Origin of the sequence: Erythrobacter litoralis (assembly GCF_001719165.1) — a bacterium.
Lineage (GTDB): Bacteria > Pseudomonadota > Alphaproteobacteria > Sphingomonadales > Sphingomonadaceae > Erythrobacter > Erythrobacter litoralis.
Map to the genome: position 1 here is coordinate 468,525 of NZ_CP017057.1, position 14,479 is coordinate 483,003.

The 14,479-nt window shown below is 55.0% G+C and carries 11 protein-coding genes and 2 pseudogenes; 9 read left to right on the forward strand and 4 right to left on the reverse strand.

The window, feature by feature from the left end:
• The first annotated feature begins 192 nt into the window (after nucleotides 1-192).
• On the forward strand, nucleotides 193-828 hold the full coding sequence (locus tag Ga0102493_RS15595; RefSeq protein WP_161490029.1) for a class I SAM-dependent methyltransferase: 636 nt from the start codon (nucleotides 193-195) through the stop codon (nucleotides 826-828).
• A 59-nt stretch (nucleotides 829-887) separates the two neighbouring features.
• Nucleotides 888-1,106 carry a hypothetical protein gene (locus Ga0102493_RS02160; protein ID WP_034906976.1) on the forward strand — a complete coding sequence of 73 codons (219 nt, stop codon included), beginning with the start codon at nucleotides 888-890 and terminating at the stop codon, nucleotides 1,104-1,106.
• 75 nt (nucleotides 1,107-1,181) lie between these two features.
• Here Ga0102493_RS02160 and Ga0102493_RS02165 read toward each other — a convergent pair whose 3' ends face one another.
• The 3 genes and pseudogenes from Ga0102493_RS02165 to Ga0102493_RS02170 form a co-directional block, all read right to left on the reverse strand.
• Complete coding sequence (locus Ga0102493_RS02165; protein ID WP_034906974.1) at nucleotides 1,182-2,462, reverse strand: glycosyltransferase family 4 protein; 1,281 nt, start codon at nucleotides 2,460-2,462, stop codon at nucleotides 1,182-1,184.
• 216 nt (nucleotides 2,463-2,678) lie between these two features.
• Entirely contained in the window at nucleotides 2,679-2,918 is a 240-nt protein-coding gene (locus Ga0102493_RS16585; RefSeq protein WP_161782494.1) for an integrase core domain-containing protein, read from the reverse strand.
• Between the two features lie 217 nt (nucleotides 2,919-3,135).
• Nucleotides 3,136-3,902 (reverse strand): annotated as a pseudogene (locus tag Ga0102493_RS02170) (IS5 family transposase).
• A 1,545-nt stretch (nucleotides 3,903-5,447) separates the two neighbouring features.
• On the opposite strand from Ga0102493_RS02170, the gene Ga0102493_RS15605 reads away from it, so the two are divergent.
• Together Ga0102493_RS15605 and Ga0102493_RS16335 are read left to right on the forward strand one after the other, a co-directional pair.
• Nucleotides 5,448-6,299, forward strand: coding sequence for a DUF1996 domain-containing protein (locus tag Ga0102493_RS15605; protein WP_081845707.1), 852 nt, complete (start codon nucleotides 5,448-5,450; stop codon nucleotides 6,297-6,299).
• Nucleotides 6,300-6,632: 333 nt separating this feature from the next.
• Nucleotides 6,633-7,099: pseudogene (locus Ga0102493_RS16335) on the forward strand (transposase); the annotation flags it as partial.
• 158 nt (nucleotides 7,100-7,257) lie between these two features.
• Here the strand turns inward: Ga0102493_RS16335 and Ga0102493_RS15610 are convergent.
• Nucleotides 7,258-7,758, reverse strand: a complete 501-nt coding sequence (locus tag Ga0102493_RS15610) for a serine O-acetyltransferase (RefSeq protein ID WP_199796945.1) — start codon at nucleotides 7,756-7,758, stop codon at nucleotides 7,258-7,260.
• 301 nt (nucleotides 7,759-8,059) lie between these two features.
• Between Ga0102493_RS15610 and Ga0102493_RS02195 the strand changes: the two genes are divergently transcribed.
• The 5 genes from Ga0102493_RS02195 (at nucleotide 8,060) to Ga0102493_RS02215 (ending at nucleotide 14,321) form a co-directional block, all read left to right on the forward strand.
• Nucleotides 8,060-9,277 carry a glycosyltransferase family 4 protein gene (locus Ga0102493_RS02195; RefSeq protein ID WP_034905270.1) on the forward strand — a complete coding sequence of 406 codons (1,218 nt, stop codon included), beginning with the start codon at nucleotides 8,060-8,062 and terminating at the stop codon, nucleotides 9,275-9,277.
• The gene (locus Ga0102493_RS02200) at nucleotides 9,270-10,445 is read left to right on the forward strand and encodes a glycosyltransferase family 2 protein (RefSeq protein WP_081845710.1); all 1,176 of its coding nucleotides are present in this window, start codon (nucleotides 9,270-9,272) and stop codon (nucleotides 10,443-10,445) included. Before Ga0102493_RS02195 ends, Ga0102493_RS02200 begins: the two co-directional genes overlap by 8 nt.
• 97 nt (nucleotides 10,446-10,542) lie before the next feature.
• Complete coding sequence (locus tag Ga0102493_RS02205; RefSeq protein ID WP_034905272.1) at nucleotides 10,543-11,553, forward strand: glycosyltransferase family 2 protein; 1,011 nt, start codon at nucleotides 10,543-10,545, stop codon at nucleotides 11,551-11,553.
• Between the two features lie 156 nt (nucleotides 11,554-11,709).
• Nucleotides 11,710-12,888 (forward strand): DegT/DnrJ/EryC1/StrS family aminotransferase, encoded by a 1,179-nt coding sequence (locus tag Ga0102493_RS02210; protein WP_081845711.1) that lies wholly within the window; start codon nucleotides 11,710-11,712, stop codon nucleotides 12,886-12,888.
• A 179-nt stretch (nucleotides 12,889-13,067) separates the two neighbouring features.
• The gene (locus Ga0102493_RS02215; RefSeq protein WP_069297437.1) at nucleotides 13,068-14,321 is read left to right on the forward strand and encodes a glycosyltransferase; all 1,254 of its coding nucleotides are present in this window, start codon (nucleotides 13,068-13,070) and stop codon (nucleotides 14,319-14,321) included.
• The last annotated feature ends 158 nt before the right edge of the window (nucleotides 14,322-14,479 follow it).

The window sequence follows — 14,479 nt, forward strand, 5'->3', positions numbered from 1 at the left end:
CGATAGCATTTACACCTTGCCCTGTAGGAAATCAGAATCTTCGAGTTCAGCGCTTTGCATGCTGCCCGTACCAAAGGAACGCTTTTGTATAATTTGTTAAAGTCTTTCAAAGGACTCTCTGCCGGGGAATCACACGGGCGTCATTTGATTCGAGATTGGAGTATCGAGGTTTGCCGATCTCGGGACGCACCGGTGATCTTAGACATCGGTGCGGGACGCGGTGAAGATATTTTGACCATCCGCGAACAGCTTCCAGGAGCGAGCCTCCAAGCAATCGAAACTTTTCCGGTCTCAATTGAATTCCTGAAGCAAAATGATGTTAGTGTTTCAGAAATCGATATAGAAAAATCGGTTTTCCCGTTTGAATCTGAGTCGATCGATCTAATTATCTGTAATCAGGTCTACGAACACTTGAAAGAGATTTTTTGGCTGACGTCTGAAATCGAGCGTGTGCTCAGGCCGGATGGAGCGGCAATTATCGGCGTACCGAACTTGGGATCGCTCCACAACCGTTTGCTCTTGTTGGCAGGTCAGCAACCAGCAGCCATCCACGTGCTTGGCCCGCATGTGAGGGGGTTCACTGTGCCTGGCCTGCGTAAGTTTTTCGAGGCTGCAGGTAGTTTGAAGGTCGAACGAGTGGGTGGATCAAACTTCTATCCTTTCGGACCCAAAATTGCTCGCTTGGTCGCGAACATGATGCCGAGATTGGCTGTCAGCAGCTTCTACCTTCTTCGACGTACGAACTCACCGCGGCGATTCTTGGATTTGTTCGATGACCCAATCGGAGTTGAATTAGTCGATACACCGTTTTATCGAGGTTCTCTTTAGTCTACCAGAACCGGTGTAAATATCATTGAAGGGCTGCTCCTCGAAGAACGGGAGGAGCGATGATCGCGGGCAAGCAGGCGGATCTGGTCGTGCTGAGCGTCGAAATCGACACTTTCTTGAGGCTGAAGTTCGCCGCCAAGAGGCGCCGCGCTCGCTGTTGGATCGCTGCCAGATGGTTTTCCTGTGTGCCGGCGGGCTCCAGAGCAAGCAAGTTGCTGAACACCTTGGTGTTCATGGGCATGCGGTCGGCAAATGGCGGCGGCATTCGTGCAAGCTGAGATTGAGGGACTGATTGACGAGTATCGCGCGGGACGACCTCGAGCTGCATCAGATGCCCAAGTCGCTGAGATTATCTACGGGTTCATATGCGCCAGAGCGGTCTCTGACGAGTATAACGCCTCCTGATATATCTCAAGCATGCGATCAACCTTGCGCTCCCAATCGAAATACTCGTGCACCCGGGCGAGGCCAGCCTCTCCAAGCCGCGCACACAGACCCGGATCGACAGCAAGTTTCTCGATAGCGTCAGCCAAGCGCTCTGCAAAGGTGACACGGGGCTCGGGCGCGACCAAAATCCCAGTCGATTCGGTAACATAGTCCGCAGGGCCGCCCCAGTCCGACGCGATTACCGGAAGGCCCAGACTCATTGCTTCGAGCACCACCGCCCCCCCGCATTCAAATACGGAATTCAGGATCAGCGCGTCTGAAGCTTGAAGAATTTCCACGCATTCCGGCTGTGGGCGAAATCCGAGATATCGCACACATTCTTCAAGCTCGAGATCTCGCGTCAAGCGTTCAAGACGTTCGCGCTCGGGTCCATCGCCCAAGATATCAAGCGTTAGATCGAGGCCGCGCGCCCGTCCCTCAGCCAAGGCCGCCAATGTAACGTCGACCGCTTTCCACGCCACTAACCGACCGAGGAACACGAGACGGAAGCCGTTCTTATTTGCTAGAGGTGCGGTTTTTAACAAACGAAACGTTGACAAATCAACTCCGTTTTCAACCAACAATTCGACCTTAGGGTGGTGTATGGGGAGGGCTGCCCGCGTCCTCTCATTCGCGACCACTAAGACGGCTGCCTTGCTCTTCCCAGCGATAAGCCGATTCAATATTGGGGAAAGCAACCGAGCAAGGCGAACAAAAAACCTCTCCGATGTGCCCTCCAGTGCCTCCCACCCTGAGGGATAGGTCATGCCGCCATTCATTGGTCCGATCACAACCGGGACTCCGAACCCTTGAAGCGATGAGGGCATCATCGGGGAGACTGGAATTGGCTGATGGATGATGTCGGCTCTGGAGGCGGCCACCAGTCGACGTATGGACCGCCTTTGGTAGTTTTCGTTGATCATATTGAGCAACGTTGCGAACAGACCTTCCGAGATGCGGGGCGGGAACATACGCCCCATGTGCCAAATCAGCCGATGCCAGATGGTGTCTTCGATAAAAAAAATGCCGTCACAATCAGGACCGAGAGCCTCTTTCAGATCCTCTCGATTTCGCACATGGGCCAAGAGGCTGACGCGAAAGCCTCGCTCGCGCAACACACGAAAATAATGGACTGGAATGATTGCCTCCCCGCCGAAGCGAGTGGAGGCATTCGGCGCAACGATCAATATCGCGGCATTCTCAGTCATTCACCAACCCATCTCCTTCCTTAAGTACGGTACAGAAGCGAGGAAGTTACGCAACAATTATAGTTGCGTCTATCTGATGAGTCTCTTGGTGGGGTTGGTCTGAGCCCGAAGTTTCCCCCGGCCAGGAGTAGAGCCCTCTGCCGTTCTGCACGGCTACTGAACCTTGGGCCCACTCGGATCTGGAGTTTCCGCCTTGCTCAGATCCGGTGGGCTGGTTTAACCAGCTGATTTCGCCAGCATGATCGGGGGGGTATTCCCTATTGCGCTGTGCGGTCGCTCTTTGTTGAAGTGTCTACGCCAAGCGTCCAATTTTTCGCAAGTATTTTCCGGCGACAGGAGCCAGTGCGCGTTCAGGCATTCGCTGCGCGGCTTGCTTTTGAAGGCCTCGATGAACACATTGTCCGCGGGCTCACCAAGTGCGAGAAATCCAAAATGACACCGCGCTGTTGAGTCCACGGATCCGTATGCCGAGAGATAAATTGTGCTTCGCAAGCTGCGCTTCCACTACCGTTATCCACCCTGATCGTCTTGGGGTGGCCGATGTCCCTGCATGCCCGATCCAGAGCCGCGACCACTTCCGCGCCGCGGTAGCTAAATCGCGGATCGACCACCGGCGATAGCCGGAAGTAGGTATCGACCACCGTCAGGATGCGCAGCTGCGACCCGTCGCCGGCTAGGTCGTGGACTCATAATTTCTGGTCCAGAGCCGGATGGCTGCGAGGGCTACGGCTGCGAGGAAGTTGCTAGCGAGTTTGTCGTATCGAGTGGCGATGCGGCGGAAGTGCTTGAGCTTATTGAAGAAGCGCTCGACTAGATTGCGCTGACGATAGAGCTCGACGTCGATCACGCGCTGCTGTTTGCGATAGCGGGGCGTCGGAATGCAGGTTTGCCCTCCGGCATCTGCGACCAGCGTGAGCAGGGCATTGCTGTCGTACGCGCGATCCCCGATTACAACGGCACCTGGCCTAAGATCGGCGAGCAAGGCACCTGCTGCACGACTGTCATGCTGCTGACCGGGAGAGAGGATCAGGCGAACGGGCAGTCCGCGCTCGTCGACGACCGCATTGATCTTGGTGCTCAATCCGCCACGAGAGCGACCGATGGCGTTATCCGGACCCCCTTTTTTGCCCCCGCGGCGTGTTGATGCGCGCGGATGATCGAACTGTCGATCAAAGCCATCGAACGCGGACTTCGCGCCGCAAGCGCCTCGAATACACGCAGCCACACGCCCGCTTTCGCCCACCGGTTGAAACGATTGTAGACCGTGGTGTGCGGACCGTAGCGCTCGGGCAGATCGCGCCACGGCGATCCGGTTCGCAGCACATAGAAGATCCCATTGAGCACTCACCGGTCATCCACTCGCGCCACACCGCGCGGACGGTTCGGCAACAAAGGCTCGATGATCGCCCATTCGGCATCCGACAAATCAAAACGCGCCATCTCCAAGGCTCCTTCCGCAAACCTTGAATCAGCCTCTCCCAAAATACGCAAGATTTATGAGTTCAGAACCTAGTCGTGCACAAAGTCCACTGCCCACACATCGTTCGGCCGGATCGGTAGCCCGCGATGCTCGTGCAGCTTCGCCTTGCCCCACCGCCTTGGCGTCCTGTTGCATAGCTGCCAGCCCAACTCCCTGTGAAGCCATAGGCCTTATTCATGTTCACGGCCCAGCCATCTCGGCGCAGGATGCAATAAACCCGCCGTTAGCCATAGCGGTCGTGCGTCTCGCAGCTTTCCGTTACGCGCCTCTTCAGGCAGGCCCGATCGGTCCGGCCAGACTGTAATGATAGCTCCAACGATCAAAGTGCAGTGCGGCTCACGCCCTGGGGATCATCACCTGCCAGTCCTGCCGAACAGCGTCGATGATCTCGCGCTTGCGATCCGGCCTCAGAGCTTTGTCTACGCTTCGCTCCGCCGTCTTCGACTCCGCTTAATGATGTCCTGCTGCATCTCACGATCGAGCGTCAGGTCCGCGACGATCGCGGCCCCTCGGGTCAGGCGGCTGTTCTCATTTTGCAGCTCACGCAGCTGCCGCATCTCTGATGGCAGCAGTCCCGCGTACTGCGTCTTTCAGTTGAAATAGGTCGCCTCGCCGACCCCAGCCTTGCGGCAGATCTCAGCGACCGGCGACCCGTCATGGCTTGATTGGTGACGAACGTTTTCTGCGCGTCCGTGACCTTCGATTCCTTCATGCCGAAACTCCTCGCCCAGCCAATGATACATACGGTGGGAACCTTTAACTGCGGATGGTCCAGTTTTTAGGGGGGGGCAGAGCACTCTATCCCTTTAGAGCGATCACGACCGAAAAAACCCCGATTCAACCGTTGGACCACTCTAATAGGGCAAGTCATCGCAATCCTACTTGCGAGCCCGATTCTCAGGGGCAAATGCGCCGTGAGTGGCCTCCGCCGTTGATCTTGGAGGCGAATCATGGGCGTCGGTTCGAGTTCGCCAAAAGATACTGGTGTTCGCGCAGCGTTTCGGTGACGCCCCATCTTATGGATCTGGTAACCAATTCTTCGTAAGTTTCGAGCTAACAAAATTTAAAAACATCGCCTCGCCATGTGAGGTTAGAGACGCAAGCGTTTCTCAAGCTGGCATGGTTCACAAGGCAAGGAAGTATTTATGACTTATCTTCGCAAAGCGGGCGGTCTCACGGTCGCGCTTTTTTGGGCAGCGTTGGCAGGTTGTGGTGGTGACGAAGCAGGCCAAGCGCCGCCTCCGCTTGGAGGTCAGCCGACTCCGACTCCGACTCCGACTCCGACTCCGACTCCGACTCCGACTCCGACTCCGACTCCGACTCCGACTCCCACTCAATCTGAGCGGTTCGATTTTACTTTCGGTACAGCTGACGTGAGCTCTTATCAAGTTAGGGAGTTAACGACGCGGTCGGGCCACGGCAATAGAATTTATTGCGTGGTAAGTCATTTTTCGTATGACGATCCTATAATCTACCCGGATGCACCCGGAGAAGCTCATCTCCACATGTTCTTTGGCAACACCGCACTCAACGCTTTTACTACCTCAGAATCGATCCTTACCACTGGGTTGAGTTCATGCGAGGGCGGCACCAATTATGCTGTTGGCGGTTGGATCCCCGCGCTGTACAATTCTGGTGGTCAGGTCGTAGTGCCCGAAGAAATTTTCGTCTACTACAAGACCTTTGGCTCGCCATCTATGAATTATGGCATGGTTCAAGAGGTGCCTCTTGGATTGCAAATGTTAGCATCCCCTGACACTCTTCATTTCGACGAGGGCCTGATAAGAGTACAGAATTTTCCGCACAATGGCTTTAGCGCATTGGTGTTGAACATAACATTCCCTTCGTGTGTGGCGACCGACAACGGTCAGATTACAGGAAATCCAATACTTTCACACCGGGACATGCCAGGAAATCTTGCAAATCAGGTCAATAGTCATGTGTCTTATCCAAGCCTTGGTAATGAAGTTGATTGCCCGGCAAGCCATCCTTATCGTTTCCCAACGCCGCAATTCCTAATCTTTTTCGACACCAATGAGACAGGGAACGAGCCTTATCTGTCATCAGACGCAATGGCAGATGCTCCCCCGATGTCGACGCTTCACGGGGATTATATGTTTGGTGCGGAGCCATCCGCCAATCGAGCGATCTTGCGATGCGTCCAGGAGGCACGGAGCTGTGGATTTGATGAGGGCGGACGCGCTCAGCTGCCCGATCGTTTTTTTGGTCCATCAGGACAAATGTACCGAGACAGTGTCAGTTTACTGGATGAAACTGATCGGACGCCTTTTGGGAGTGAGCTACCGCCAATGCGTTCCGGTGGCGCTGTTGGTCACCAAGGGCACGGCGACCACTAAATGCGCGCTTAACCATAGCATGCGATATAGCGCTTTCCCCACGTTCTGACGCGGCGGTGATTCTCTTAACGACACGTTTCTGATCATGCTTCGCTCACCCTCGCCTCCAAGTTTATTTGTTGGGGACGACGGTGAGCACGGTGAAACAGGTGCTTATACAGGATTTGGGGACAGAGCTATCGCTGCGATTGACGTCGGCATTAGTTGCCGAGGAGCTTTAGCGCATGTCTGGGTCAGCATATCGGGCGCTCTACGCCAGAGGCGCCCGCGCTGAGGAAGGCACGGTGGTGCAGCACAGCTATACCGACACCCGCTACGACGAATAGCTAGAGCTGCCAGCGCCGTATCGCGGCGCGCATCGAGGCTAGCGCGCTGGGCATCGATATTCGCTACGTCGTCGCGTCGCTGACCAAAGGTTAGGCCGAGTATTAGGCCGAGTAGATGTAGGACATGCTCTACTGCGCGCGCGGGCAGGCCGAGAACCTGATCAAGTTGCACAAGACCCAGATTGCCGGTGACCGCACATCGTGCCGGTCGGCGAACGCCACCCAGAGATTGCGCCTCGTCCTGCACACCGCTGCCTACTGGCTGCTGCGGCACGTCCAGCAGCCAATGCCAATAACTGAGGACCGCAGCTGACTTCACCAACCCTGCAACTGCGGCTGCTCAAGGTCGCTGCCAGTGTGATGGAAAGCACCACCCCTACCCGCGTCGTGTTCGCCCTCGCCTGTCCGGATGCCGATCTGCTGCGCACCATCGTTCTCGCTCTCAAACCTGCGCCTATATGGTCGGTGCGGTAACGCTGCCTGAAACCCCGAGCCCAGTCCTTCAACCTCAAAACCCATGATTTCCAAGGCGGTGAAAAAGACGCCAGCGATTCCGTGCTTTTGCGCTGCGCCGCAAGTGCCAGAACGGGCGCCAGGCGCCCCACAGCCGAGCCGGCTTGAATGAAAGAGGCTCAAGATGAAACCGGCCGAGCTGGGATGCCAACGACGATGTTGCCGTCCGTTACGTCCTGGAGCACAACAGCATTCGCTCCCACTTGAACGTGCCGGCCCAATCTCACGGGACCCAAAATCTTTGCACCAGCTCCAATATCGCAATGGCCGTCGAGCTTGACTGCTCCTGCCAGCGTGACTTGATGGAAGATTAGGCAGTTAGGCCCGATCTCACACGCTGGATGAATGATGATCCCAGTTGGATGGGGTAATAGCAATCCACCCGCGATACTACAGTTGAGATGAATCTCCGACTGCGTAACAAGTGACCAAAACCAGTGATTCAGGGCCCAATATCTAGCAATTAGGTTGGCGAAGGCTGTTTCACGGTGCTTCGCAGCCTGGTATTTTCGGATCGAACGAAGCAGCTTTCGTCCAGGATCCCAAAAGCCGCGAATACGCTCTCTATCCCAGTCGGCTTCTGTAGCCGAGACGGCGGCCGAAAAATCAACGGCATTCACTCGACGCCCCATGCCCAGTCGGAAAGCGACGCTGCCAAAGCTGATGATGTTGCATTGCGCTCCAAAAAATCCTCCACCATTTGTGCTGTTTGAGAAAGCATTGCACTCAACAAGCTCTGTCCTAATCGAATCTCATAAGCTTTATTGCCTAGCGTTCCGCAAGGCCTACATCAATCGCCGGCTTCGGCTCCTTGGGCAAGCGGCACTCGTTGGGGATTCAATTTCTGGCATCTTCCAAACAGCAGCATTGCATTGATGGGTAAACATAGTAGACCCACGTAAACTTACCACGGGGTGGAAATTGCGTATAGGTTATCTGGTGAATCGATATCCGACGGCAAGTCACAGCTTCATACGCCGTGAGATTCACGCTGTTGAAGCAGAAGGCACCGAGGTTGTCCGCTTTTCGATCCGTCGTGTCAGTGCCTCCGAAGTTCCTGACCAGCGAGATCGCGAAGAACAGTTGCAAACAGAAGCGCTACTACAAATGGGGTTTGCGCGCCTCATGATTGACGCGATCAAGGTTTTCGTGACGTGCCCCCTTCGCAGCATGCGCGCGCTTGCGGTTGCTTTCGCCGGAAATGACCGGCGAGCGACGAGTATGATCAAGCGCACAGCATATTTTGTAGAAGGGGCCGCATTGGCGATCAAAGTGAAGTCGCATTCAATCGATCATCTGCACGCGCATTTCGGCACTAATTCGGCGATGGTCGCCCGGCTGGCCAGTATCTTGTCCGGCGTCACTTACAGTTTCACAGTTCATGGCCCCGATGAGTTCGATGCGCCCATCCAACTGGACCTGAAAGGCAAGGTTGCTGATTGTGCATTTTGTGTAGCAATAAGCAGTTTCGGCCGAAGTCAGCTGATGCGCTGGAGTGCCTATTCCGACTGGTCGAAAATTGAAGTCGTCCGCTGTGGAGTTGACGACAGCTTTCTTCGAGGCCCTCGGGCCACGAGTGTGCCGGAGGTGCCACACATCTGCACGGTTGCGCGGCTAAGCGCCCAAAAAGGCATTCCGCTACTCCTGGAAGCGCTCGCAGTTCTCAAGAGGGCCGGTGAACCCTGCACTCTTACAATTGTCGGCGAAGGCGAAATGCGGATTGAGGTGGAAGGCCTTATCGACAGTCTCGGACTAAGCGATGATGTTAAACTCGTGGGTGTGGCGTCATCGGGCGAGGTAATTGAGCATCTCCTCGATGCACGCGCCATGGTACTGCCGAGTTTTGCTGAGGGGCTGCCAGTTGTAATAATGGAAGCGTTGGCTCTTTCTAGACCCGTCATTGTATCAGCAATTGCGGGTACGCCTGAACTCGTAAACAAGGATTGCGGTTGGTTGGTTTCTGCGGGGTCTGTCGGCGCGCTCGTTGAAGCGATCCGTGATGCTCTTGGTGCGTCGCCTGAGTATCTCAATCTCATGGGTGAGGTTGGCCGTTCACGTGTCTCGCGGCTGCACAACTCATTGGTCAATGGGGAGCAGTTAAACAAGCTCTTTAGCAAGGCAGTCCAAGCTCATGAATGAAGTGATAGTTACACTTATGTGGCTATTCGCCTCTGCAGCCGCCTTGCCGTTACTAGTTTTGGCCGTAGAGGTCTGGCTCGGTATCTGGAGAACGAAGCCAATTACATTAAACGGGCAGTTGCCAAACACCTGCATTCTTATCCCGGCCCACGATGAGGCGAAGATCATCGGCCAAACCCTCGCGCGGCTTGGCGCGATCCTCGGCCCTTCGGTGAGGGTACTGGTCGTGGCGGATAACTGCACAGATGATACTGCGGCGATCGCGCGCGAACACGGTTTCGAGGTGCTTGAGCGTTTTAACTTGGAGAAACGAGGCAAGGGTTTTGCGCTTGCCTTCGGCCGCGATCACCTGCGAGCTAAGCCGCCAGAATGTGTGGTTGTTGTCGATGCGGATTGTCATTCTGATCCGCGTTCAATCGCCGACGTCGCTCGCTACAGTTGTGCTACGCAATCAGCGGTGCAGGCACGTTATGTTTTCGTTCCGGACCATGCCGCATCACCTAAAGTGCAAATCTCTAACTTTGCCTTCTGGATTAAGAACGTAGTCCGTCAGAGAGGCGTCTCTCGCGTTGGTGGAGGTGCTATCCTTACGGGTACCGGTATGGCCTTCCCTTGGAGCATTTTCGATCGCGTTACTCTTGCGACCGGGAGCATTGTCGAGGACCTGGCGCTTAGTGTGGAACTTGCTCAATCTGGCGAAACCCCACTTTTTCTCGAGCAGGCGCAGGTTCTAAGTGCCTCGGCTGGTGAGCAAGCAACTATCGGCCAAAGATCACGCTGGGAGCACGGGCTTCTGTCTGTGGCCGCAAACCATGCGTTTGCTTTGTTGAAGCATGGTTTCAGAGCCATGGACCGCAAGGTTTTTCTGCTTGGTCTCCATCTAATCGTTCCTCCGCTTGCGTTGCTCGTGGTGCTATCTGCTCTGATTGCTGCGTTTCTTCTCGCTGCAGCTATATCTGTAGACAACTGGTATCCATTTGCCGTTCTCGTCACATCTCTGCTGGCGGCTCTGATGGGCGTCCTGGTCAATTGGGCGCTCGAAGGACGTCGCTGGTTGACGCCGCAAGCGCTGGCGGCCTTGCCATTTTACTTGATGTGGAAGTTGCCGATCTATGGTCGCTTTTTCGCGCGAAAGCGCGTCGGCTGGGTAAGGACTGATCGCGACTAAGCTTGTGCAGCGAGTACGAGGACTGTGCCGATATGCTTCGACCAAAGATTAGATCTCGATTCGCATTCGCTCGCCTGATGGTCAGAGTGACCCGCGAATGAGTACGGAGAGGATCGGTGTTGTCGTCATTGGCCGTAACGAGGGGGAGCGGCTCAAGCGGTGCTTGCTTTCGATACCTGCGGGATATCAGGTGGTCTATGTAGATTCCGGGTCCAGTGACGGCAGCGTCGAGTTTGCGCGTTCGACTGGCGCCGTCGTGGTCGAGCTTGGAGATCACAGAGGCTTTACAGCAGCAAGGGCGCGGAACGCTGGCTGGCGACAGTTGCTTGAGCAGGATCCTGAGACAGTCCTCGTTCAATTCATTGACGGTGATTGCGAGATCGAAGCGGAGTGGTTCAGCAAAGCTTCAAGCGCGATCATGGCCGATGCCCGCCTCGCAATCGTGTTCGGCCGACGAAGCGAGCGATTCCCCGAACGGAGCATTTACAATAGACTATGTGATGATGAATGGGATGTGCCCGTCGGGATCGCCACGGCGTGTGGCGGTGATGCTCTTATGCGGGTAGCGGCGTTGCGCGAAGCGGGGGGCTACAGTGATGATCTGATTGCAGGGGAGGAACCGGACCTATGCCTTCGGCTTGGCAGGGCGGGCTGGCAAGTACGGCGGATCGATGGCGCGATGACGCTGCATGATGCGAATATACTTCGCTTCTCGAATTGGTGGAAAAGGGCGCGGCGCGCAGGGTATGCCTATGCCATGCATGTCTGGCGTCATGGTAAGCATTCACTGACCAGCTGGCGTCGTACACTATTTAGCATCCTTTTTTGGGGGTTCAGCTTGCCGACGATCCTTTTTGTGATGGCAGCAGGGTTTTTTGGGTTCGGATCCGCTATAGCTGGTTTGTTTTTTGCTGGAGTATTGTTGATCTATCTTTTGCAGTTCGTTCGTATTTCATGGCGAAAGCGGCGTTCTGGCCGGCCGTGGCGATTTTCAGCGGCTTACGCTGGATTGGTGCTGGTGGGAAAATTTGCGGAGATCTCAGGTGTTCTGCAGTGCTGGTCAGCGATGATACGCGGGCAGAAATCGGGATTGATCGAATATAAGTAGTGGATCGTGCTTCAGCCAATTCCCCGAGGATATTGTCTGGCGTTAAGGTGTCTGGCACGCCTTGAGGCGTAAGGGTCTTGGGCTGGGTACGTTGTCTCGGCTTGGTGTCGAGACGGCGAGCTAGCGGTGCAATCTCCGTGCTGCATAGTGAGTAAAATGAAACATCTTATTTCGCAAAAAAATTCCTTGGTTCTTTCGCGTCTCACGAATCTGGATGCGCAGTCAATTGAGCCAGTCCCTGTGGTGCGGCCAAGTATGCCGCCTTTGGAAGACGTGCTTCCATATCTTCGGGATATATGGGCCTCCGGGGATCTCACGAATAACGGTATTTTCGTCCGGCGGCTGCAAGAAGAACTTCAGGGTTATTTCGATGTGCCATACGTTAGCCTTGTGGCAAACTGTACGCTAGGGACGCTCTTGGCTCTGCGAGCTTTGGGCATAACCGGTGACGTCATCACTTCACCATACACGTTTGTCGCGACCACCAACGCGATTGTCCTTGCAGGCGCAACCCCGATATTCGCGGATATCGATCCGGAGACCTTGAACCTTTCTCCGACGGCCGTCGCTGAACAGATAACAGAACGAACGCAAGCGATCCTAGCGGTGCACTGCTATGGCATTCCATGTGACGTGGAGGCGTTGCAAGCGATCGCGGACCGCCGCGGCATCCCACTCATTTTTGATGCGGCCCACTGCTTTGGGGTCAAAGTCGGGGGGCGGTCTGTCCTAGCCTACGGAGACTGCTCCATCGTCAGTTTCCACGCAACAAAGGTCTTTAACACCCTTGAGGGCGGGGCCATCGTTTCGTCAAATCCTCAACTTGTTGAAGCCATCGGGCAACTTGCAAATAACGGCATAATTGATAACGAGAACGTTAATTCTATAGGCTTAAATGCCAAGATGAGCGAGTTGCACGCGGCTGTTGGCTTGGCGCAGTTGCCATATGTGTCGGATGAGCTTGCTAAGCGTCGCACGATTGTCGAGGCGTATTTAAGCGCTCTATCGAGCGTTCAAGGGTTGCGCTTTATTCAGCCGTCGTCCGACGTTGTGCATAACAGTTACATGTTCCCGATTATTGTCGAACCGGACTATCCGATCACGCGCGATAAGTTGTGCGAAATCCTGAGGCAAAAAGGGATCTCCGCGAGAAAATATTTTTATCCGAGTGTCGCTGATTTACCTCCATACGCAGGCGCTCCTTCGACAGGTCCCGGAACGCTCGCCGTGGCGCGCCGTGCTGCAGATAGTGTCCTTTGTCTGCCTGTCTTCCCCGGCCTCGATCTGGCCGTTCAAAATCGCATAATTGAGATTGTGCGAAACCCTTTGTCCTGAATCTCGCGCGACAGCGTGGGGGCTGTAGTTTGGCGGCCGACAGGAAGGCGCCGAGCGAATAGTTCGCCAGTGGCAGTGGGGAGATATGTCGTAAAGAAAGCGGTTATCTGCTGGCAGAATGGGAGCGTTTCACCGTCCGATCGGAAATCTGGAAGAAAGAGGAACCTCAGTCGATCCGGATGATTCAGATCGCTTGCAAGAAAGTCAGATATTACCTCGTGCCTAATACGGAATCATCGGCCAATGAACTAATCCTGCTGCCTGTGCTGAGAGCACAGAAGGCTGCATCCGGGGGTCTGATCGTCACCCAGAAATACCTGAACGGAGCCGCCGAGTATGCCAAGTCTTGGCCTGGGCCGGTAACCAGTCTGTTCGAGGTTTCGCCATTGCCGTCCACTGACCTTGACCACGTAGAAGTCGCTGACGACATTGGTGGGCACGTTATCGAGATCCGGCCTAATGATCTTAAAGTGCTCGCCCGACGCCTTCAATCAGCCTCCGTGGTCGTCGGCTTCCTTTCGCCATTCGAGGTCGGGACAACAGAGATCTGTAATCGCATTGGGGTGCCCGTCGTCCATGTGGCCGAGTACACTCTGCGGACAGAATGGCAGATCATAGACAGTAGCGGAGCGAACCCCATCGTGAAGCTCCGAAGAAAGCTCTGGGCTTGGAAAGCAGAGCGCCTACGTCAATATCTAATCGGCATCTCTGCAGGCTTGCAATGTAATGGCGTCCCTACGTATCGCGCCTACCGCGAGATATGTCCCGACGCGTTTCTATTTTTTGACAACCGCGTAAAGAACTCCGATATAATTACATCTGAAAAGCTAGCTCGAAAAACTCTGGAGGTCCAAGTCGGGAGACCACTTCGGCTGGTCTTTGGCGGAAGATTTGTCCCAATGAAGGGGGTGCTGCAGCTCCCGCGAGTTGCACGACACCTAAGCCAAGCTGGCGTCCCGTTTGAGTTAGCGATCTACGGGGCTGGCCCAGAAGAGAGCAAACTTCGTTCGGCGATCTCTCGCTATGGGCTTGAGGATCAGATTTCGATCTTTCCGCCGGTCGATTTCGATCAAGGATGGGTGCCATTTTTGAAGCAGTCTGCGGATCTATTCGTTTGCTGCCACATGCAAGGCGATCCATCGAGCACTTATTCCGAGACCATGGCGTGCGGAGTACCAATCGCAGGCTACGATAATGAGGCCTTTAAGGGCATCGTGGAAATATCCGGGGCCGGTTTCCTTGCCCCGATGGGTGATTCAAAAAAACTTGCAAGTGTCATTGCGGATCTACACCGCAACCGCGATCGCCTTGTCAGAGCTGCACAGATAGGGGTCTCCTTCTCTAAGCAGCACTGTTTCGAATCCACGTTTTCACGTAGAGTTGACCACTTCAAGAATCTGAGCCGTCATCCAAGAAAAAATGATTTTGTATAATGTTCGGATGCGAAAGAAGTTCTCCACTTCCTTCTGCGTCAATCGTGCTACGGCGCTGTGGCCCGTTAACGCAACTGGGGTAAATGCTCCTGCCGCCGCCAATACCAGCGCCGGCCCGGTCTAGAAGGCCTTGAGAAAGCGTTCGTGGCATCCTTGCG